Annotated in this window: 22 protein-coding genes, 1 other RNA gene and 1 pseudogene; 9 read left to right on the top strand and 15 right to left on the bottom strand. The window is 70.3% G+C overall.

The genetic code is table 11. The features are described from left to right. The first annotated feature begins 177 nt into the window (after nt 1-177). Nucleotides 178-2973 (top strand): TIM-barrel domain-containing protein, encoded by a 2796-nt coding sequence (locus AB0B39_RS21270; RefSeq protein ID WP_357575156.1) that lies wholly within the window; start codon nt 178-180, stop codon nt 2971-2973. A 50-nt stretch (nt 2974-3023) separates the two neighbouring features. Here the strand turns inward: AB0B39_RS21270 and AB0B39_RS21265 are convergent, their stop codons facing one another. The 4 genes from AB0B39_RS21265 to AB0B39_RS21250 all read right to left on the bottom strand — a co-directional run bounded on the left by AB0B39_RS21265 (nt 3024) and on the right by AB0B39_RS21250 (nt 4437). Then, nucleotides 3024-3464, bottom strand: a complete 441-nt coding sequence (locus AB0B39_RS21265) for a MerR family transcriptional regulator (RefSeq protein ID WP_357575155.1) — start codon at nt 3462-3464, stop codon at nt 3024-3026. After that, nucleotides 3461-3814, bottom strand: a complete 354-nt coding sequence (locus AB0B39_RS21260) for a hypothetical protein (RefSeq protein WP_357575154.1) — start codon at nt 3812-3814, stop codon at nt 3461-3463. Before AB0B39_RS21260 ends, AB0B39_RS21265 begins: the two co-directional genes overlap by 4 nt. An 84-nt stretch (nt 3815-3898) precedes the next feature. Further along, entirely contained in the window at nt 3899-4174 is a 276-nt protein-coding gene (locus AB0B39_RS21255) for a hypothetical protein (RefSeq protein WP_357575153.1), read from the bottom strand. Next, on the bottom strand, nt 4171-4437 hold the full coding sequence (locus AB0B39_RS21250) for a hypothetical protein (protein ID WP_357575215.1): 267 nt from the start codon (nt 4435-4437) through the stop codon (nt 4171-4173). The genes AB0B39_RS21255 and AB0B39_RS21250 overlap by 4 nt, the downstream gene beginning before the upstream one ends. Nucleotides 4438-4705: 268 nt before the next feature. Between AB0B39_RS21250 and AB0B39_RS21245 the strand changes: the two are divergent. The 3 genes and pseudogenes from AB0B39_RS21245 to AB0B39_RS21235 all read left to right on the top strand — a co-directional run bounded on the left by AB0B39_RS21245 (nt 4706) and on the right by AB0B39_RS21235 (nt 5746). Then, nucleotides 4706-5261, top strand: a pseudogene (locus tag AB0B39_RS21245) (helix-turn-helix transcriptional regulator). Continuing rightward, on the top strand, nt 5248-5439 hold the full coding sequence (locus AB0B39_RS21240; protein ID WP_357575152.1) for a DUF397 domain-containing protein: 192 nt from the start codon (nt 5248-5250) through the stop codon (nt 5437-5439). Before AB0B39_RS21245 ends, AB0B39_RS21240 begins: the two are co-directional and overlap by 14 nt. Before the next feature lie 115 nt (nt 5440-5554). Further along, entirely contained in the window at nt 5555-5746 is a 192-nt protein-coding gene (locus AB0B39_RS21235; protein ID WP_357575151.1) for a DUF397 domain-containing protein, read from the top strand. Nucleotides 5747-5829: 83 nt separating this feature from the next. Here AB0B39_RS21235 and AB0B39_RS21230 read toward each other — a convergent pair whose 3' ends face one another. After that, on the bottom strand, nt 5830-6366 hold the full coding sequence (locus tag AB0B39_RS21230; protein ID WP_357575150.1) for a hypothetical protein: 537 nt from the start codon (nt 6364-6366) through the stop codon (nt 5830-5832). Nucleotides 6367-6841: 475 nt separating this feature from the next. On the opposite strand from AB0B39_RS21230, the gene AB0B39_RS21225 reads away from it, so the two are divergent. Together AB0B39_RS21225 and AB0B39_RS21220 are read left to right on the top strand one after the other, a co-directional pair. Then, nucleotides 6842-7180, top strand: coding sequence for a hypothetical protein (locus AB0B39_RS21225; RefSeq protein ID WP_357575149.1), 339 nt, complete (start codon nt 6842-6844; stop codon nt 7178-7180). Between the two features lie 150 nt (nt 7181-7330). Then, nucleotides 7331-7804, top strand: coding sequence for a hypothetical protein (locus AB0B39_RS21220; RefSeq protein WP_357575148.1), 474 nt, complete (start codon nt 7331-7333; stop codon nt 7802-7804). Here the strand turns inward: AB0B39_RS21220 and AB0B39_RS21215 are convergent. Both AB0B39_RS21215 and rnpB read right to left on the bottom strand, forming a co-directional pair. Then, nucleotides 7792-8079 carry a hypothetical protein gene (locus AB0B39_RS21215; RefSeq protein ID WP_357575147.1) on the bottom strand — a complete coding sequence of 96 codons (288 nt, stop codon included), beginning with the start codon at nt 8077-8079 and terminating at the stop codon, nt 7792-7794. The two genes, AB0B39_RS21220 and AB0B39_RS21215, sit on opposite strands and share 13 nt — an antisense overlap. A 401-nt stretch (nt 8080-8480) precedes the next feature. Beyond that, nucleotides 8481-8897: RNase P RNA component class A (gene rnpB, locus AB0B39_RS21210), an RNA gene on the bottom strand. Nucleotides 8898-9024: 127 nt separating this feature from the next. Between rnpB and AB0B39_RS21205 the strand changes: the two genes are divergently transcribed. Further along, nucleotides 9025-9786: a sulfite exporter TauE/SafE family protein gene (locus AB0B39_RS21205; protein WP_357575146.1), complete on the top strand. Its 762-nt coding sequence runs from the start codon at nt 9025-9027 to the stop codon at nt 9784-9786. Between the two features lie 123 nt (nt 9787-9909). On the opposite strand, the gene AB0B39_RS21200 is transcribed toward AB0B39_RS21205, so the two are convergent. Further along, entirely contained in the window at nt 9910-11142 is a 1233-nt protein-coding gene (locus AB0B39_RS21200) for an MFS transporter (RefSeq protein WP_357575145.1), read from the bottom strand. Between the two features lie 54 nt (nt 11143-11196). On the opposite strand from AB0B39_RS21200, the gene AB0B39_RS21195 reads away from it, so the two are divergent. Then, nucleotides 11197-11658 (top strand): MarR family transcriptional regulator, encoded by a 462-nt coding sequence (locus AB0B39_RS21195; protein ID WP_357575144.1) that lies wholly within the window; start codon nt 11197-11199, stop codon nt 11656-11658. Nucleotides 11659-11862: 204 nt separating this feature from the next. Here AB0B39_RS21195 and AB0B39_RS21190 read toward each other — a convergent pair whose 3' ends face one another. Further along, entirely contained in the window at nt 11863-12753 is an 891-nt protein-coding gene (locus AB0B39_RS21190) for an NmrA/HSCARG family protein (RefSeq protein ID WP_357575143.1), read from the bottom strand. Between the two features lie 86 nt (nt 12754-12839). On the opposite strand from AB0B39_RS21190, the gene AB0B39_RS21185 reads away from it, so the two are divergent. Then, a complete protein-coding gene (locus tag AB0B39_RS21185; protein ID WP_357575142.1) occupies nt 12840-13382 on the top strand; it encodes a helix-turn-helix domain-containing protein in 543 nt (180 codons plus the stop codon). A gap of 81 nt (nt 13383-13463) precedes the next feature. Here AB0B39_RS21185 and mctP read toward each other — a convergent pair whose 3' ends face one another. The 6 genes from mctP to AB0B39_RS21155 form a co-directional block, all read right to left on the bottom strand. Next, nucleotides 13464-15113 (bottom strand): monocarboxylate uptake permease MctP, encoded by a 1650-nt coding sequence (gene mctP / locus AB0B39_RS21180; protein ID WP_357575141.1) that lies wholly within the window; start codon nt 15111-15113, stop codon nt 13464-13466. Continuing rightward, a complete protein-coding gene (locus AB0B39_RS21175; RefSeq protein ID WP_357575140.1) occupies nt 15113-15355 on the bottom strand; it encodes a DUF3311 domain-containing protein in 243 nt (80 codons plus the stop codon). Before AB0B39_RS21175 ends, mctP begins: the two co-directional genes overlap by 1 nt. Before the next feature lie 219 nt (nt 15356-15574). Continuing rightward, entirely contained in the window at nt 15575-16735 is a 1161-nt protein-coding gene (locus AB0B39_RS21170; RefSeq protein WP_357575139.1) for a bifunctional RNase H/acid phosphatase, read from the bottom strand. A 3-nt stretch (nt 16736-16738) separates the two neighbouring features. Further along, nucleotides 16739-17476: a C4-type zinc ribbon domain-containing protein gene (locus AB0B39_RS21165; protein WP_357496551.1), complete on the bottom strand. Its 738-nt coding sequence runs from the start codon at nt 17474-17476 to the stop codon at nt 16739-16741. Continuing rightward, complete coding sequence (locus tag AB0B39_RS21160) at nt 17466-18302, bottom strand: Nif3-like dinuclear metal center hexameric protein (RefSeq protein WP_357575214.1); 837 nt, start codon at nt 18300-18302, stop codon at nt 17466-17468. The genes AB0B39_RS21165 and AB0B39_RS21160 overlap by 11 nt, the downstream gene beginning before the upstream one ends. A 130-nt stretch (nt 18303-18432) precedes the next feature. Further along, on the bottom strand, nt 18433-19005 hold the full coding sequence (locus tag AB0B39_RS21155; protein WP_234586453.1) for a flavoprotein: 573 nt from the start codon (nt 19003-19005) through the stop codon (nt 18433-18435). Between the last annotated feature and the right edge of the window lie 13 nt (nt 19006-19018).

Genomic DNA, 19018 nt, shown 5'->3' with positions numbered 1-19018 from the left:
GGGCGTCGGCTTGCGGCAGACCGGTCCGGAGGCGTGGCGTCCTACGAGCCCGTGGTCATGCATGGGTGGTGCGGGAAAGAGAGAAGGGACACCCTTCGAGGCCCGTTGACATGTGTTTCCGGCGAGTGACAGCGTTGTCATCGACTCATTTCCTCCATATGAGACGAGGAGCGCATCTTGCTCTATCGGAACTCACCGCGCCGCCGCACGACGGCAGCCGCCGCGGCCGGCATTCTCATCACGGGGCTGGCGCTCGCTCCGGCCGGGCCGGCGCAGGCCAGACCCAACAAGGGCCAGGACACAGCCGTACGCTCGGGCAACGCTCGGTTCGAGGTGCTGTCCCCGACCCTGATCCGCACCGAGTACCAGAAGGACGGCAGGTTCACCGACGCCGCCACCTTCAACGCCATCGGGCGCGACGACTTCCCCCGTACGCGGTTCACCAAGCACGTCGACCACGGCTGGCTCACCATCGACACAGGTGAGATGACGCTGCGCTACCAGGTCGGCTCAGGGGCGTTCACCGCCGACAACCTGACGGTGCGGCTCAAGACCGGCAAGCAGGTCGTGCAGGGCCAGCCCTGGGCCAGCCACACCGCTCCGGCGTGCGCGTTCGGCGCGCTCTGCGAGGCCGAGTCACTACAGCTGAGCGGTCCCGGCGTGGCCACCGACCACCGGGGATACAGCGGGCGCGGCTTCGCGGCCGGTTTCGCCTCGTCCGGCGACTCGGTCACGTTCGCGCTCGACGCACCGGCAGGCGGCACGAAGCAGCTCTGGGTCCGCTACGCCAACAGCACCGGCGGCGACGGTCAGAACGTGGCCCGCACCCTGACGGTCACGGTCGACGGCGACGCCGGTCGTACGCTGACGCTGCCGCCCACAGCGAACTGGGACACCTGGGGTCTGGCCAGCGTGCCTGTCGACCTCACCGCGGGTCGGCACGAGATCAGCGTCGTGCGGGGTCCCAACGACTCCGGCAACGTGAACGTCGACAGCCTCGCGGTGGTCAACCCGGGTGACCCGCTCCCGGCGCCGGCCGCGCCCCAGCCGCAGCCCCTGCGCTTCGGCACGCTGGCGGAGGCCGAGACCGGCGCGCTGACCGGCGGCGCGCGGCCCGCGAACGACCACAACGGCGCTTCCGGTACGGGATTCCTTGCCGGCCTGGAGAGCACCACGGCCGCCGTCGCGCTCACCGTGACGGATGTTCCGTCCCCGGGTGCCTACCAGGTGCAGATCCGCTACGCCAACGGCCAGGCCGGCGCCCAGCCGAGCCAGGCGCGCACCATGTCGGTCACGGCCGGGACGGCGACGCCGGTCACGGCGACTCTTCCGACGACCAGCGGGTGGGACTACTGGAACACCGTTTCCGTCCCGGTCCACCTCGACCGTGGCACCAACACGGTGACGCTGGGGTGCCCCACGGACGCCAGTTGCAACGTCAACATCGACACGGTCGCCGTCACGAGCAAGGACTCCCCGCTGCTCGCCCCGCACGCGCCGCTCGGCGGCTACCGCCGGGGCCTGGACGGCGTGACCGGTTCCGCGCTCACCGCCCCGGGCCTGCTCTACCAGGACGGCTGGTACCTCCTCGACGACTCGGCCTCGGCATTGCGCACCACCAAGCCCCGACCCGCCGCCGAGCAGGACGGCTACGTCTTCGCGTACGGGCAGGACTTCACCCGGGCCCTGAAGGACCTGGCGACCCTGACCGGGCCCACGAAGCTGCTGCCGAAGTGGGCGTACGGGGTGTGGTACTCCGAGTACTACGACCGCACCGCCACCGAGTTCCAGAACCTGGTGGCCCGGGCCAAGGGCGAAGGCGTACCGCTGGATGTTCTTGTTCTTGACACGGACATCAAGGCGCCGGACAAGTGGAACGGCTGGAGCATCGACCCCACCCGGATCCCCGACCCGAAGGCGTTCTTCGACTGGGCGAAGAAGCAGGGCCTGCACACCGGCATCAACATCCACCCGAGCATCCTCGGCTCGGACCCGAAGTTCGCGCAGGCGCAGGCCACCGCGAAGGGCAAGCTCCAGCGCGTCGGCTGCAACGGCGGCCCCGACTGCTACGCGTTCGACTTCGGCGACCCGGACCAGCTCAAGGCGTATATGCAGCTGCACGACGAGATGCTGCCCAAGGGCAGCAAGGGTCCGGACCTGTGGTGGCTGGACTGGTGCTGCGACAACACGAAGTCCTCCCTGCCCGGGGTGACCGCGGACGCGTGGATCAACCAGCAGTACGCCGACAAGACCGGCTTCGCGTTCTCGCGGGCGTACGGCTCGTTGCAGGCCGGCGGCTACGGCAGCCCGACCCCGGTGGCGACCGGCCCCTGGGCCGACAAGCGCACCACGCTGCACTTCACCGGCGACACCACCAGCGACTGGTCGACGCTGCGAATGGAGGTCGGGTACACGCCCGGTGAGTCGGCAGCGACCGGGCTGGCCGCCGTCAGCCACGACATCGGCGGGCACACCGGCGGCCTCCAGGAACCGGGCAGCGAACCGGGCAGCACCAAGCTGCCCGACGACCTCTACGCCCGGTGGGTGCAGTTCGGCACGTTCCAGCCGATCGACCGGCTGCACTCCAACCACAGTGACCGGCTGCCCTGGCAGTACGGCCCGGCGGCCAACGCGTCGGCCAAGAAGTTCCTGAACCTGCGCAAGGAACTGCAGCCGTACACCTACGCCGCCGCCAAGGAGGCCACCCGCACGGGTACGCCGATCGTCCGCTCGATGTACCTGGCGTACCCGAACGAGCAGGCCGCGTACGCCACCGCCGGCTCGCAGTACCTCTACGGCCCGGACTACCTGGTGGCGCCGGTGACGACGCCGGGCACCACCGCCACGACGTCGGTGTGGTTCCCGCCGGGCAACAGCTGGACCGACATCTTCACCGGCAAGACGTACCGGGGCGGCACCACGCAGAACATCACCACCACGCTGGACACCATGCCGGTGTTCAAGAAGCACTGAGACGGCGTTCCGGACACCGGCCGGGTGGGGTAACCCACCCGGCCGGTTCGTCAGTTGGCGTGACGGTGCTCCGCCAGTTCCGCGAAGGGCAGGGGGCAGCAGGTGTTTGCGGCGCAGGTGACCAGGTCGTCACAGCCGGCCGAGATGGCGTCCCGCAGGGTGTCGCGGATGACTGTCAGGTCCGCCAACCTCTGCTCGATCTCGACAAGTTTCTTCCTGGCACGCGCCTGGAGGCCGGTGTCGGATCGACCCCGGTGCTGGTGTCTGCCGGCGTCGAGCAGGTCCGCCACCTCGTTGAGGGTGAAGCCCAGGCGTTGCGCGGTCTTGATGACGCGCAGCAGGGTGACCGTCTCGGCCGGGTAGAGCCGGTGCCCGCCCGGCGAACGCTGCGGCGGGTCGAGCAGGCCCCGCCGCTCGTAGTAGCGCAGCGTCTGCTGGTTGACCCCTGCCGCGTCGGCCAGATGCCCGCTGCGCAGGCCCGACCCGGTCAACTCCGGGTCCGCGGAGACCGGGCCCGCTCGGCGAGGGCGTCGAGCACGTCGGCGTGGGCCGCCGGCACCCGGACGTCCAGCGAGAGCGAGGCGGGGTCCGGCCGGGAAAGGTCGAAAGTGAAGAACGAGCAGCAGGACGACTCACGGGCCGCCAGGTCCCGCGCCATCTCCTCGACCCGCACGGCACCGTCGAGCTGAAAGCGCAGATGCCGCGCCGACAGCCGGTCGATGCCCCGCACCGCGTCGACGAAGAACCGATCCCACTCGGCGAGCCGCAGCGGCCGCTCGGCCGTCGGGAGGGTGCAGGCATCCGGCACCCAGCCGCCGTCAGTGGTGTGGCGATCACTCATGCCCTCGACGGTAAGCCTGTACCCAGGTATCGGATGCAAGCCCGACGGCCTGACTGGGCCACCATCGCCGGCACGCACAGGACCTCAGGTTCGACCGGACCGGCGGGGCCGTCGGGCCAGGGACAACCAGCCGAGGAACCTGTCGTGCATCGCCGCCACGTTTGGACGCAGACCCAGGTCGTACGCGTCGTCGATCGCCTCCCGCATGGACGCGGCCAGGTAGAACGCCAGCGCGATCGAATGACCGTAGAACTCGGTCGCGAGGGCGAGCCGAGCCGGCCCGCACGGCCAGGGCGCGGCGCAGTTGCGACACAGCCACGCCGGACGCATCGGCAGGTGCGGGCGAGGACGCGCGATCATCCGACCCGCACCGGGCTTCGGCGGCGTTTGGCTGGCCTGATCGGTGCGACGGGCAGGGACTGCAAACGCACGCCCGCTCGCCGCACGTACAACTCGCGCCGCGCCACCGCGTCGCCCGCCGCGTTCAGCTGGTAACCCTCAATCCAGACCCATCCGTCGTACGTGTGCCGCTCCGGCAGCTCACGGAGGACGCGTACGAAGATCGGGCGCAGGAACTGCACGCTGGCCGCGGTGGTCAGCTGGACCACGTCGCCGGCCCGCATCGGCTTCTCGGGCTTGCCGTCAGGCACGGTCTCCCCCTGGTGCTGATGGGAAGGGACCGCTCCCGTGAGTGCTCGCCCACCGGGAGCGGCCCCGCTACGAACGCGACCGCCGGGTCTCGTGGTCCCTACCAGCCGCGCCGCCTGGTGACACTCTGCTGCCCAGGCCACTACGCTCGGAAGGTGTTCCAGGTGTCCGGGCCGGAGCTGGCGGACAGGCCCCAGGGGTGTGGCACCTCGGGTAGTCGATCTCCGATTTGAGGAGCGTTGAATGGCTGACGTGCCAAGTCCCCTCGCGGACTTCATCGCGAGCGAGATCCGCCGTGCTCGTGGAGCGTCCGGGATGACGCAGGAGTCGTTCGGCCGGGCTGCGGGTTTCAGCGCCTCGCATGTCAGCGCCGTGGAGAGCGGCACCCGAGCGCTGACGATGCCGGCACAAGATCCTCACCGGTGACAGCCCGCCGCAGGTGGTGGCCGTGCTGGACGAGTCCACGCTTCACCGCGCTGGCGATGAACACGCGGGCATCATGGCCGAGCAGGTCGCCCACCTCATCACCGTCGCCGAGTTGCCGCACGTTCACGTGCACGTGATCCCGGCGGGCGCCGGCCTCCACATCGGGCTGTCCGGGCCTTTCGCGCTCGCACGAGCCGGCGACGGCACCTGGGTCGGGCACCTCGAAAATCAGCTCGGCGGGATCGTGGTCGACAACGAAGATGGGCTACATACTCTTCAGACGAGGTGGGAGAACGTGAGGAACGAGGCGCTCCCGCGTCGACAGTCCAACGAGCTGATGAAGGAAGTGCACAGCCACCATGGACCTCACTAACGCAATCTGGCGCAAGTCCCGGCGCAGCGGATCGTCCGGAGGCAACTGCGTCGAAGTCGCCGACAACCTGCCCGGCGTGGTCGGTGTCCGGGACAGCAAGGACCCTGCCGGCCCGGCCCTGACGTTCGATCCGGCGACCTGGCGGGCGTTCATCACCCAGGTCCCTGAGCGGTCGTAACCATGGCCAGGCGCGCGAGGACTTGCGCCGGACCAAACTGCCGCAACCGACCACATCCCAGATCACCGCGTTACCGCGACAGCCATCGACCTGCTGAAGAAGGTTGAGACCCATCATGGACCTAAGTCACGCCCGGTGGCGCAAGTCCACCCGCAGTGGCGCGAGCGGCGGGAACTGCGTCGAGGTGGCAAGCAACCTGCCCGGCCTGGTCGGCGTCCGGGACAGCAAGGACCCTGCCGGCCCGGCCCTGACATTCGATCCGGCGACTTGGCGGGCGTTCATCACCCAGGTCTCAGAGCGGCCATAACCGGTACGGCGGACACGGCACGCCCGCATCGCTCGGCGTCTGGGGTCCATCCTCAGGTTGGGCGGTAAAGGCAAGGGGTTGGGCTAGTCGAGCTTGACCGCCCGCTCCTGCGCCTTGCGGATAAGACTTCGAGGGACTCGCCGCCAGGATCGCGGGAGCGCTAACGCGTTCTTCGAAGCCCCGATGAACTGGTATCGGGCCACCCACAGCTGATCTCGCAGGGGTGCGTCGTTGACCTTCGCGGTGGCTGGGTCGCCCTTCAGCAGACCGCAGTAGCGTTTGCAGACGACCCGTACCTCCTGTGCTGCGTCCACGATCTCCGGAGTCGCCAGCAGCCGCAGCCTCGTCTGCACCTCTTGCATACGCAGCTCTACGTCGTGAGCCCTTCGGTAGATGTCGTCGACCTCGCCGTGGCTGAGGTCATCGATCATCCTGATGCCGTCTTTGACGATTGCCTTGCACGTGAAACTCGCGTCGAGGAAAGCCGACAGCGAGTCCACCAGCTCTTCCCGTGCCCATTTTGTGTTCTCTCGTCGAGCAGCGGCAACCAACCCCGCTCCGGCGAAGATCGCAGCTATGGTGGCCGCGACAGCTGACACGACGGGGGCAACGTTCGTCATGCAGGGCATCCTGGCCTAACGACTCCCAAGCCGGAAGCCGTGGCGGGCGTCGCCAGGGGCGTCCGAGCAACGCGGCGCGGGCCGGGCCCCACAACCTGGGCTGTCAGTCTGGATTGCCGAATTGACCCTTACTGGATCAAGGCATCGCGCTCCGGGCGGTGCTGGGCGGCAAGCCCGGCCGGCGGTGTGCCATCGACAGCCGCCGGGAGACCGCCCCCAAGGGAGTAGGAGCCAGCTCCAAGCCAGGCCGTGACGGAAGCCTGCGGGGCCACTCTGTACGGATGGCCAGGGCTTCCGCCTGCCGCGCCAGTCCAACCCCAGGACTGGCTTGCCACCGGGTCACCGGGAAGGAAGCAGATCAGGAGGCACCCAGCCTGATCGTGCTCCGCAGCCGTACCCTCGTGATCGTCGAGGAGGTAGCCGGGTGACCATTTCGTGGAGTGCTACGTCTCCGACGTCAGGGAAGTTCGCTTCGGTGGAGCGGTCGGACTTCGCTGGCCTCATCGAGCGGTTCGACGAACTGCGTGCCCAGGGGCGCGGCTACCTCGAAGTAAGGGGCACCGCCGTGTTCCCTGTGCTGACGCTCGGGTTCGCGGGTTCTGCGGCGGTCGTCCATCTGATGACGGACGAGGACGCCATGTCCCTCCTGGCCGCCGATAAGCCTGCGGACGCAGATGCGGAAGTGGTGGTGCTGGACGACCGGGTCGACTTCACCGCGGACTTCGTTCTCAATCTCGAACGCGCCTGGCAGGTTGTCGAAGAGTTCGTCCGCACGGGTGATCCGCGTCGGGCAGGAGAGTGGCGCGAGTTGTAGTGATGGCTATGGTGGATTGCGCCTCAAGGATGGGTCTCTGCTGCCGAATTTCTCTGTTTTGGATCAAGGCACCGACAGCCGCCGGGACACCGCCCCGGGAGGCTCAGTATCGGATTGCCAGGCGACCAGGACGCCTGAACCATCCACCGGGTGGACATCTTCGCCCAGTGGGTCCGCGTCTCCTGGACCAAGCAGTCACGCGGAGGCCACCACGCCGCCCGCCGCAACGCCCTGCCTACGGCGTTCACGCTGCCGCAGCACCATGCACCCCTCACCCACGAGGTGACGATGCACGAGCATGACGGCTTCCAACCAGTCATCTCCCTGCACAACGGCCCACCATCCTGCGATGCCGTCCAACTTCGCCACACCGAGGATCAGCTCCGCGTCGAGCTGATCCCGACGGCTTGGGGCATGCCCCGCCGACACCGCCGCCCGCCAGCCGTCTGCCTCCCCCGAGGCCAATGGCTGCGCTGGCAGATCAACTACCGCTTCACCCACCACTGCACCGGAGATTGGCTCTACCGCCTCGACACGCTGAACATCGCCCACGGTCCCGTACCCGCCGACGTCTTCTTGACCGAACCACATCAGAGCATCGATGAACGGGCCTACCTGCGCTGACCGCAGCCGACGCACGGCGGTACGGAAGCCGGCGGGTCGGCCTGGTCGCGTGGTCGGGGCTTCCGGCTGCCGCGCCAGTCCAACCCCGGGACATGAAGCGCAGCAACCACATGGCGCAGGCAGTACTCAAGGCTGTGGCCGTCGACCCTGATCGCCGCACCAGCGAGCCGCTCACCCGAGATCACCACGGTCCAGGGCTTACGCTCCCGCTCCCCGTCAATCTTGACCAGACCGACCAGACCCATCTCCCCCAGCTGCTCCAGCAGCTCCGGCACGCACTCATCCCACCTCATCCAGGAATGGGATCACCAAGACCGCTACGGAAGCCAGCGGGCCGGCCTGGTCGTGCGTCGGGGCTTCCGGCTGCCGCGCCAGTCCAACCCCGGGACTGGCTTGCCACCGACTCAGCGGGGCGCGGCACCAGCTCCACCGCCAAGACGTATCCGGCCTCCCCCGCAGCCGCCGGCTCGACTCCGGAACCATCGAGTGCCGGCCCGGAGATGGCCCACGACGGCACACCCAACCCCGCTCAAGGGGAGCCAATTGAGCCGTCGCTCAGGGCGTCAGGGCGTCGTCAGGGCGTCGAACGCCGGCCAATGTTGACCAACGCCGACCATCGACACCCGAACATAGAACCAGCTCAGCGCCTTGATCACGGCTCTGGGCTGGTGGGCGACGGACGAGTCGACCTGTACGCCGGATTCTGTGCGCGGCGCGTACCCCAAAGGGGTTTGCGCCGGCGGCGGCCATCCATCTCGGCCTGCCGTTGCCGGCAGGCTCCAGCGGCCTACCCGCAGACATCGGGCGGGCAGCCCTCAAGCGTCTGCGCCGGGTCGTCATCTTGCGGTGACGGCCCTTGCTTGGCCTTGCTCCGGGTGGGGTTTACCGAGCCACCCCGGTCACCCGGGGTGCTGGTGGGCTCTTACCCCACCGTTTCACCCTTACCGTCCCCGTTGGGGTCGGCGGTCTGTTTTCTGTGGCACTGTCCCGCGGGTCGCCCCGGGTTGCCGTTAACAACCACCCTGCCCTGTGGAGTCCGGACGTTCCTCGGCGGCGGGCCGGAGCCCGCCGACGCGACCGCCCGGTCGACTCGTCCGTCGCGCTCTCATCCTAACGACGAGCATGCCGCCGGTATTGCCGCCCCGCCTGGGCAAGATCGGGCAGCTCATGGACGATCCGGCGACGCCAGCTCAGAAGCCGACAGCTAGCCTCGTGGGTCTATGGATCTCTCCCACGCCGCGCTGCTGCTCGCCGCCGGTCTCGCCGCTGGCACGGTCAACGCGGTGGCCGGTGGCGGTTCACTGATCACCTTCCCGGCGCTGATCGCGATCGGGTTGCCGCCGGTGCCGGCGAACGTGAGCAACTCCGTCGCCGTGTTCCCGGGCTACGTGGCCAGCGTGGCGGGCAGCCGGCAGGACCTGCCGCGCCCTCGGGCGCTGGCCACGCTGGTGCCCACCACCATCGTGGGCACGATCGTCGGGGCGCTGCTGTTGCTGGCCACCCCGGCCCGCGCGTTCGAGCTGGTCGTACCATTTCTGGTTCTTGGCGCGACAGCGGTCCTGGCCTTCCAGGGCCCGCTGCGCCGGCTGGTCGGCCACCCCCGCGCCCTGTCGCCGCGGCGACGGACGGTCGCGGTGCAGACGATGGTCGCGCTCGGCGCGGTGTACGGCGGGTACTTCGGCGCGGCGCTCGGCGTGATGCTGGTCGCCGGCCTGGCCCTGGTGCTGGACGCGACGCTGGCGCGGGTGAGCGCCATCAAGAATCTGCTCTCCGCGTTGGTGGGCCTCACGACGCTTGTGGTGTTCGCCCTGTTCGGCCCGGTGAACTGGGCGGCGGTCGCGGTGGTCGCGCCGGCCACGCTGATCGGGGGGTACGCGGGCGCCCGGCTGGTCCGCCGGCTGCCGCCGGTGGTGCTCAAGACGCTGATCGTGGTGTTCGGTACGACGATCGGCCTCTACCTGCTCTGGCGTGCCCTGAACTGAGCGGCGGCAAGCCAAGATCCGCGCAACTTCCGGGATGGTGCTGCCTCAGCGAGCCCGGAGGCAGCAGTTTCCCCGAAAGTGCGCGGATCTTGAGAGGCTCAGCGGCCAGGCCGGGAGAAGCCGTCAGTACGCCTCGCCCACCGGTTCCTCGGCGGTGTTCTCGGCGCTCGCGGCGGTGCGGTTCCAGCGGGACCACAGCACCCGCTCGCCGTAGCCGGCGGCCATCACGTGCGCGAAGGCCAGGTAGACCAGCACGCCGACGGCGAGCACCCCGAAGCCGACCCAGAACGGCAGCGACAGCGACTGCTCGGCGAGCTTGCCGGAGATGATCGGCGCAGGCGCGGCGGCACCCCAGCGGACCAAATTGAACGCGCCGGTGGCGACGCGCCGGTCGCTGGAGCCGAGGCCGAGCGCCAGGTCGGTGAGGTTGGCGTTGGCCAGGCCCATGCAGAGGCCGGCGAGCACGAGCACCACGATCGCCTCGGTGGTGCTGGTGGAGGTGGCGAAGAGGACCATGCAGACCAGCAGGCCGGCGATGGCCACGCCGACGGTCTGCACCGCGCCGATGCGGTGGGCCAGCCGGTGACCGATCACCAGGATGCCGGTGGCCAGGCCGAGACCCCAGCCGGTGAATGCGAGGCCCAGCGGGACGATGTCCAGACCGAGGAAGAGCGGCGTGTAGCCGAGCACCACGAAGAACACGAAGTTGTACGCGGCGGTCACCGCGCAGAGGGCGATGAACGCCGGTCGGCGGTAGGTGGCGAAGATCTGGCCGACGCGTACTGGGGCCTGCCGGTTGGTGGGTTCGCGGAGTTTGCGGGAGGCCACGCCGAGGGCGAGGACCATGAAGACGCCGCAGACGAAGAACGGCAGCCGCCAGCTGACCTGGCCGAGCAGGCCACCGATCAGCGGTCCGACGGCGAAGCCGAGACCCAGGGCGGTCTCGAAGAGGCCGACCACCCATTCCCGGTCGACGGCCAGGTTGACCAGCACCACCATGGCGGTGGCGAAGAACATCGCGTTGCCCAGCCCCCAGACGCCCCGCAGCACGGAGAGCTGCACGATGTTGTCGCTGAACGAGGCGAGGATCGCGGCGACGCCCACCACGGAGACGCCGGTGATCAGCACCGGCTTGAAGCCGAACCGGCCGCTGGCCAGCGTCGCCGGGATCATGCCGACGGCCATCACCGCGATGTACGCGGTGAACAGCAGCTCGACCTGCCAGGCGGTGACGCCGATCGCCTCGCCGATGGCCGGCAGGATCGGGTCGACGACGGCGATGCCGGCGATGGCGAGAAAGGCCACCAGCGTGGTGGCGTAGATGGCACTGCGGTTCGGTTCGGAACGCCGATCCACTCCGACTCCTCAATTAGCTGTATCGTACAGGTACTTATTCTGTATCATACAGCTATGAGCGACGACCAAGACGCGAGCACCCTCGGCCGGATCGAGACCGAGGTGGCCCTGTTGATGCGCTTCGGCGAGGCCACCCGGCGGGCCACCGGCACCGCCGAGCACCGGGTGCTCGACCGCGCGGCGTACGTCATCCTGCGCCACCTGGCCGACGCCGGCCCGCAGAACGTCTCGGCGCTCGCCGCCCGACTCAACCTGGACGGCTCCACCGTCACCCGGCAGGTGTCCGCGCTTCAACGGGACGGCCTGATCACCCGTACCCCCGACCCGACGGACGGCCGGGGCACTGTCATCTCCCCCACCCCGGCCGGCCTGCAGCGGATGGCCGCCGTGCAGACCGCCCGCACCCGGCTCTACGGCGACATGCTGGCCGACTGGAGCGCCGAGGACCGGGCCTCCCTGGCAACCCTGCTGGGCCGCCTCAACCAGGCCCTGGTGAACCGCAACCGCACCCGCTGACCCCGCGTGGCGGTGTCGTGGTCTGGCTCACCGCGCCATCGAGTCGCGCGAAAAGCCCTTCCACCGCCAAGATCGCGCAAGATCCTGGTTGTAGTGGCCTCCTGCGCGGCCAACACCACTACAACAACGATCGAGCACGATCTTGCGGTGAAGCCGCCGGGCCCGCCCGGCGCGGAAGCCCACACCTGGCACGGGGACCGGGTTTCAGGAGAACGTCCGTCGCGCCCACGTGCGGAAGTCCGTGGCGGGCAGGCCGAGTGCCCGGGTCATCTCCGGGCGGGCGGGGCTGCCGTTCTCGTTGATCTGCTCGACCGCGTTGACCATGGCGGGCAGCAGGCCACGCTCGACTGCCTGCTGCGGGGTGAGCACCGGAGCGGTGATCGTGCGCCCGGTGACCTCACTCAGAATGGCCGCGACCTCGGTCATGGTGAGCAGGTCACCGGCGAGTTCGACATCCAGGCCGTCGAACTTCTCCGGGTTGGCGAACGCGGTCGCCGCGGCCTCCCCGATGTCGTCGACGGCGATCCACGGAAGCCGGGTGTCCGCGGCGAAGCCGGTGATGATCGTGCCGCTGGACCAGTCGCCGAAGAGGTAGGACCAGCCGACGAGGTTCTCCATGAAGGTCGAGGGCTTGAGGACGGTCCAGTGCGCGAAACCACCAGAGCGCACCATCTCGTCGATGGCCGCCTTGCTTTCCCAGTAGTGCCTGTCCCACCGGCCCTCGGCCCAGCCGGGCTGGTTGCGGTGGAACTCGCCGGCACCCGAGACGCTGCTGTGCACGACGTGCGACACGCCGGCGCGGCGCGCTGCCTCGACGACGTTGCGACCGCGGGTCACCTCGGCGTTGCCCTGCAGGTCCGTCACATCCGGATACGGGATGGAGAAGAGGCCGTCCATTCCGTCCGCCGCGGCGAGCAGCGACTCCACGTCGTCCAGGTCCCCCTTGACCAGTTCGGCGCCCCGATTCCGCAGCGCCTGGGCGCTGTCGGTGCCCAGATCACGGACCAGGGCACGAACGTCGACGCCCCGGTCGAGCAGCGCTCGGGCCGTGGCCCCGCCCTGCTTGCCCGTCGCGCCGATGACGAGAACAGCCATGATGCCTCCCGAGAAACAAGCGGGGTGGCCCCCCACTTCTCGTCGGCTACGATATGGGGGACCACCCCACTTCTGCAAGGCGGACCATGAGAGCGGACGCGCAGCGCAACTACGACCTCATCGTCACGGCGGCAGCCGAGGCGATCGCCCGCGACGGCGCGTACGCCTCGCTCGAGGAGATCGCCCGATCCGCCGGGGTGGGATCGGCGACCCTGCACCGGCACTTCCCCACCCGGTGGTCGCTGCTCCAGGCGGTCTTCCGCGGCTGTGTGCACAACCTGGCAACGCGTGCCGGCGACCTGCTCGCCACGCCGGACGCCCTCGACGCCCTGACGACCTGGTTGCACGAGGTCACCGCGTACGCCACGACAACCCGCGGCCTCGCGGATTCGCTCCTGAACGAGCCCGTCGAGCAGACCGACGCCTGCGGCGCGACGCTCGTCGCCGCCGGTGAACCGCTGCTGCGCCGAGCCATCGTCGAGGGTTCGGTACGGCCCGACGTCACCATGGCCGACCTGATGATCCTCGCCAACGGCATCTCGCTGGCTGCGCAACCCATGGGCGCGGCCAAGGCGGAACAGCTACTGACCCTTGCCCTGCGGGGGATCGGCTCGGCGAGCCGACCGTAGCCGTACGCCGCGAAAGCGCCGCCGCCCCGACAGACCGACGCGACGGTCTACCGGGGCGGCGGCGCTCGCCCGGGGGACGGTTCAGGCGACAGGTTCGCGGGCCGGGTCGGCGTCGCGGTCGACGCCGGGAGTGATGCGGGGGTCGCCCTCGTCGGCGAAGTAGTCGTCCGGCGTGGTGCCGTCGACTCCCTCGGGCGCCTTGACGGCCCGCAGGATCAGCGTCAGCAGGGCGGCGACCGCCACGTTGACCAGCACCGCCACGATGCCCACGTAGATCGTCTTGGGCGTGTCGAAGCCGAACTTCTCCAGCGGGAACGCGGACCCGCCGAAGTGCTTCCGGGTGGGACTGGCCACCTGGTAGAGCATCCACATGCCGAGCCCCATGCCGGCGACCCAGCCGACGATCAGGGCGGTGCGGTGGAACCAGCGGGTGTAGAGGCCCAGCGCCACGGCCGGCAGCGTCTGCAGGATGATCACGCCGCCGATGAGCTGGAGGTCGATCGAGAACTGCGGGTCGAGGAACACGATGCAGGCCACGGCCCCGACCTTGACCACCAGCGAGGTGATCTTCGAGACGTTCGCCTCCTGCGCGGCGGTGGCGTCCCGCTTCAGGTACTCCTTGTAGATGTTGCGGGTGAACAGGTTCGCCGCGGCGATCGACATGATCGCCGCCGGCACCAGCGCGCCGATGCCGATGGCGGCGTACGCGACCCCGGCGAACCAGTCCGGGAACTGCTGGTCGAACAGCAGCGGCACGATCGTGTTGTTGTCGACGCTGCCCGCCGACGCCCCCGGCAGCGGCTTCACGCCGGCAGCGATGGCCATGTAGCCGAGCAACGCGATCAGACCGAGCAGCAGGCTGTACGCCGGCAGCGCCGACATGTTGCGCTTGATCACGTCACGGTTCCGGCTGGCCAGCACGCCGGTGATGCTGTGCGGGTAGAGGAACAGCGCCAGCGCCGAGCCGAACGCCAGCGTGACGTACTGCAACTGGTTGTTGCCGTTGAGCAGGATGCCGTCGTTCGGGTTCGGTGACGCCTGGAACTTCGCGTCCGCCGCGTCGAAGATGTCACCCCAACCGCCGAGCTTGTACGGCAGGTAGATGACCGCCACCAGGATCACGATGTAGATCAGGCTGTCCTTGACGAACGCGATCAGCGCCGGTGCGCGCAGCCCCGACTGGTAGGTGTACGCCGCCAGGATGGCGAACGCGATGATGATCGGCAGGTGCCGGGCGAGGGCGCTGTCACCCGTGACGCCCATCGTCTTGAGGACCGCCTCGATGCCCACCAGTTGCAGCGCGATGTAGGGCATCGTGGCCACGATGCCGGTGATCGCGATCAGCAGCGCCAGCACCGGCGAGTCGAACCGCGTACGGACGAAGTCGGCAGGGGTGACGAAGCCGTGCCGGTGCGAGACCGACCAGAGCCGGATCAGCACCAGGAAGACCAGCGGATACACGACGATCGTGTACGGCACCGCGAAGAACCCGGCCGCCCCGGCGCCGAACATCAGCGCCGGCACCGCCACGAAGGTGTACGCGGTGTAGAGGTCGCCGCCGACCAGGAACCAGGTGATCCAGCCGCCGAAGCTGCGCCCGCCCAGGCCCCACTCGTCGAGGTGCGCCATGTCCGTCGGCCGCCGCCACCGCGCGGCCACGAAGCCCATCGCGCTGACCAGCAGGAACAGCAGGGAGAAGACGATGATCTCGGTGAGATGGTCCCGCCACATCAGCGCTCACCCCGCTTCTTCGTCATCTGGTAGACGAGCGTGGTCGTGGAGACGCCGAGCAGGATCCAGGCCAGTTGCAGCCAGTAGTAGCGCGGAAACCCGAAGATCCGGGGCGCGTCACCGTTGAAGAACACCGGGATCAGCGGCACCACGATGGGGAGAAAGAGCAACCAGTTCCAGGGGCTGTGGTCCTTCGCCCGGGATCGCGCCGTGGTGGGCGCCTCCGGTTCCGGTGCAGCCATCTGACACACCTCCGGGGAGTCGTGGCACTCGATGTAACGGCCGGAGGCTACGACTCTGTGACCGCCGTCACGATCAGCGCGCGGACAGCTCTGCGCCGAACGGCGCACCGGCTGCGCCGAACGGCGCGACAGTTCGCCGGTGGACGAGGTGCAGCGGGCGCCCGAGGACCACAGCTCAGGCGGTGCAGCGAGGTGCGACGGACGCCGCAGGGGCGCGGCTCAGGCAGCGGGCAGGTGCGCGGTGTCGTTGACCGTGCGGACCGCGATGCCGCCGTCGGGCCACAGGTCGAGCACCGAGATGCCGGCCGCGTCCAGGAAGAGCCGGTGCAGGAAGGCGTCGCTGGCCGCGAGGGCGTCGCGCAGCGCCAGCTTGATCGGCGAGACGTGCGAGACGACCACCACGGTCTCCCCGGGGTACGCCGCCGGCAGCGCGCCGACGACCCGGTGGACGCGTTCGGCCACGTGGGTGAACGACTCGCCGCCCGGTGGGGCGATCCGCGGTGAGGCGAGCCAGGCGTCCATCTCCCCCGGCCACTGCTGGCGTACCTCGGCGAAGGTGCGCCCCTCCCACTGCCCGAAGTCGCACTCGATCAGGTCGGCCTCGGTGCGGACCGGCACGTCACCGAGCGCCCCGGCGATCGCCGCGGCGGTGGCCGTACACCGGGACAGGGGTGAGCTGAGCACGGCCGCGACGGACGGGGCCAGCGCGGCCACCCGGGCGCCGGTGGCGGCGGCCTGGGCCCGGCCGCGCTCGGAGAGCGGCACGTCGCCGCGGCCGGAGTAGCGACCCTGCTCGGTGTACGCGGTCTCGCCGTGCCGCACGAGGATCAGGCGGGTGGCGGTGAAGCTCGGACGGGGCTCCCAGGAGGCCGGCGCGGTGCCCGGGTCGCTGCCCGTCGCGGCGCCCCCGGCCGGGGCGCTGGCCGAGGCCGGTGCGCCGAGGGAGGCCGGCGGCGGGGTGGGTCGGCCGGCGGCGGCGTCCATGGCGGCGTTGGCCAGCGCGTCGGCGTGCCGGTTCTGCTCGCGGGGGATCCAGGTGAAGCGGACCGCGCCGAAGCGGCCCACAAGCGTGGCCGCCTGGGCGGCGAGCGGCCGCAGGCCCGGGTGCTTGATCTGCCACCGGCCGCACATCTGCTCGACCACCAGCTTGGAGTCCATCCGGACGTCCACCTCGGCGGCGTCCAGCTCGGCGGCGGCCCGCAGACCGGCGATCAGGCCCTGGTACTCGGCGACGTTGTTGGTCGCCGTACCCAGCGACTCGGAGCGCTCGGCGAGCACCTCGCCGGTCTCCGGGTCGCGCACCACCGCGCCGTAGCCGGCCGGCCCCGGGTTGCCCCGGGACCCGCCGTCGGCCTCGACGACGACCACGCGCGGCGCCACGACCTACAGGCCCGACTCGTTGGTACGGACCATGATCCGTCGGCAGTCCTCGCAGCGGACCACGTCGTCCGGGGCCGCCTTGCGGATGCGCGCCAGGTCGGCGCCGGAGAGGTCCAGCCGGCAGCCGCCGCAGCGACCCGCCGTGAGCAGTGCCGCGCCCAACCCGGTGTCCTCGCGGATCTTGTCGTAGAGGGTGACCAGCTCGGCCGGGAGGTCGGCCGCGAGCGGCTGCCGGGCCCCCCGCTTGAACTCCTCCTCCTTGGCGATCTCGGCCAGCGCGTCGTCGCGGCGCTGCTCGGTGGCGGCCCGCTTCTCCCGGGTGTCGGCCAGCCGCTGCTCCACGCCGTCCAGCACGCCCTGCGCGGTCTCCCGCTGCTCCATCAGCTCCAGCTCGGCGTCCTCCAGGTCACCCTGGCGCCGGTTGAGTGAGGTCAGCTCGTGCTGGAGCGCCTCCAGCTCCCGGGCCGGGCCGGTGCCGGCGGCGAGCCGGTTCTGGTCCTTCTCCTTGCGGGCCCGCACCTGCTCGACGTCCTTCTCCAGGCGGGCGATGTCCCGGTCCAGGTCGTCGACCGCGACCTGGGCGCGTACCCGCTCGTCCTCCAGCGACGACAGCTCCCGGGCCAGCGCCTCCAGTTCGGCGCGCTCCGGCAGCGAGCGGCGGCGGTGCGCGAGCTGGGCGAGGTTGGTGTCGATCGCCTGAAGGTCGAGCAGGCGGCGCTGGACCTGGGGGTCAGCCTTCACGGTCGGGCTCCTTGTCGTCCACAACGGGTGCGGCGGCGTGCACGGTCCACGGGTCGGTGTCCAGGTCGGACACCAGCGTCTCGACGCCCGGCGCCTCTCGCAGGAGGGCGGCCAGGTCGTCCAGCCACGGTCGTTCGGTCGCCCAGTGGGCGGCGTCGATCAGGGCGGGACCATCGGCGGCGAGGTGCTCGCTGGCCGGATGGTGCCGCAGGTCGGAGGTGAGATACGCGTCCACCCCGGCGGCGGCCGCGGCGCCGAGGAAGCTGTCCCCCGACCCACCGCTGACGGCGAGGGTACGAACCATACGCCCGGGATCCCCCGCGGCGCGAACTCCCCAGGCCGTGACGGGGAGCACGGCGGCGGCGTGCCGGGTCAGCTCGGCGAGGGTCATCGGGCGGGGCAACTCCCCGATCCGGCCGATGCCCCGGTCGTCGCCCTCGGCGGCGGAGCCGGTCGCCGGCCGCTGCAACGGACGCAGCCCGGTCAGGCCGAACCGGGCGGCGAGGGCGTCGGAGACGCCGGGGGACGCGACGTCGGCGTTGGTGTGCGCCGCGTACAGCGCCACGCCGGCCCGGATCAGCTGGTGGACGATCCGCCCCTTGACTGTCGTCGCCGCGACCGAGGAGACACCCCGCAGCAGCAGCGGGTGGTGCGCGACGATCATGTCCGCGCCGACGGCCAGCGCCTCGGCGACCGTCTCGGGCACCACGTCGACCACGCAGAGCACCCGGCGGACCGGGGCGGTCGGCTCGCCGAGCACCAGGCCGACGCGGTCCCACTCCTCGGCCCAGCTCGGCGGGTACCGCCGTTCCAACTCGGCGACCACGTCCGCCACCGTGGGGGTGGTTGCGCTGATGCTCACGGCGGGCCAGCTTACCGGCGCGGGGACCGTCGGGCGGCGACGCCCGGCCCGGCCGCGCCGGTCCGTCGACCCGGGGAAGGCAACCGCCGGGCGCTCAGGCGGCCCGGTACGCGACGGTCCGCAGCGCGGCCAGTGGCATCTGCCAGGGGAACGCGTGCAGGTGCTGCTCACCCGTCCCGGGTGGGTGCAGGGCGACGACATGATCACCGAAGAGCACCGTGACGCCCCAGTCGGCCAGCCGGGCCACGCCGGCCCGGAACGCCGGGTGGGCGGCCATCGCGACGTTGGTGTACGGCACCGCGACGATGGGGATGCCCTTGCCCTGCGCCTCGACGAGCAGCCCGAGAGCGAGGGTGTCGGCGATGCCGGCGGCCCACTTGTTGACCGTGTTCACGGTCGCCGGGCAGACGATCATGGCGTCGGCCGGCGGCAGCACGTCCGGGTCGCCGGGATTCTTGTAGTGCGTCCGCACCGGGTGGCCGGTCTGCCGGACCAGGGCCGGCTGGTCGACGAACTTGGCGCCGTCCGGCGTGGTGACCACGCAGACGTCCCAGTCGTCCGACTGGGCCAACTCCACCAGACGGCCGACGTGGCGGGCCAGCGGCGAACCGCAGGCGATGACGTAGAGCACCGCACGGTGCTCGCTGGTGTGTGGTGCGCCGGTCATCACGCCGGCTCCG

The sequence above is a fragment of the Micromonospora sp. NPDC049114 genome, from assembly GCF_040648635.1.
Classification (GTDB): Bacteria; Actinomycetota; Actinomycetes; order Mycobacteriales; family Micromonosporaceae; genus Micromonospora.
This window is presented reverse-complemented; position numbering and strand designations above follow the sequence as displayed.

Coding starts and splice junctions, on each gene's coding strand:
- AB0B39_RS21240 (WP_357575152.1), top strand. CDS start 5,248: ATGGACCTCACTAACGCAATCTGGCGCAAGTCCCGGCGCAGCGGATCG.
- AB0B39_RS21205 (WP_357575146.1), top strand. CDS start 9,025: ATGGATCTCTCCCACGCCGCGCTGCTGCTCGCCGCCGGTCTCGCCGCT.
- AB0B39_RS21175 (WP_357575140.1), bottom strand. CDS start 15,355: ATGGCTGCACCGGAACCGGAGGCGCCCACCACGGCGCGATCCCGGGCG.
- AB0B39_RS21235 (WP_357575151.1), top strand. CDS start 5,555: ATGGACCTAAGTCACGCCCGGTGGCGCAAGTCCACCCGCAGTGGCGCG.
- AB0B39_RS21195 (WP_357575144.1), top strand. CDS start 11,197: ATGAGCGACGACCAAGACGCGAGCACCCTCGGCCGGATCGAGACCGAG.
- AB0B39_RS21255 (WP_357575153.1), bottom strand. CDS start 4,174: ATGATCGCGCGTCCTCGCCCGCACCTGCCGATGCGTCCGGCGTGGCTG.
- mctP (WP_357575141.1), bottom strand. CDS start 15,113: ATGTGGCGGGACCATCTCACCGAGATCATCGTCTTCTCCCTGCTGTTC.
- AB0B39_RS21155 (WP_234586453.1), bottom strand. CDS start 19,005: ATGACCGGCGCACCACACACCAGCGAGCACCGTGCGGTGCTCTACGTC.
- AB0B39_RS21190 (WP_357575143.1), bottom strand. CDS start 12,753: ATGGCTGTTCTCGTCATCGGCGCGACGGGCAAGCAGGGCGGGGCCACG.
- AB0B39_RS21185 (WP_357575142.1), top strand. CDS start 12,840: ATGAGAGCGGACGCGCAGCGCAACTACGACCTCATCGTCACGGCGGCA.
- AB0B39_RS21260 (WP_357575154.1), bottom strand. CDS start 3,814: ATGAGTGATCGCCACACCACTGACGGCGGCTGGGTGCCGGATGCCTGC.
- AB0B39_RS21250 (WP_357575215.1), bottom strand. CDS start 4,437: ATGCGGGCCGGCGACGTGGTCCAGCTGACCACCGCGGCCAGCGTGCAG.
- AB0B39_RS21230 (WP_357575150.1), bottom strand. CDS start 6,366: ATGACGAACGTTGCCCCCGTCGTGTCAGCTGTCGCGGCCACCATAGCT.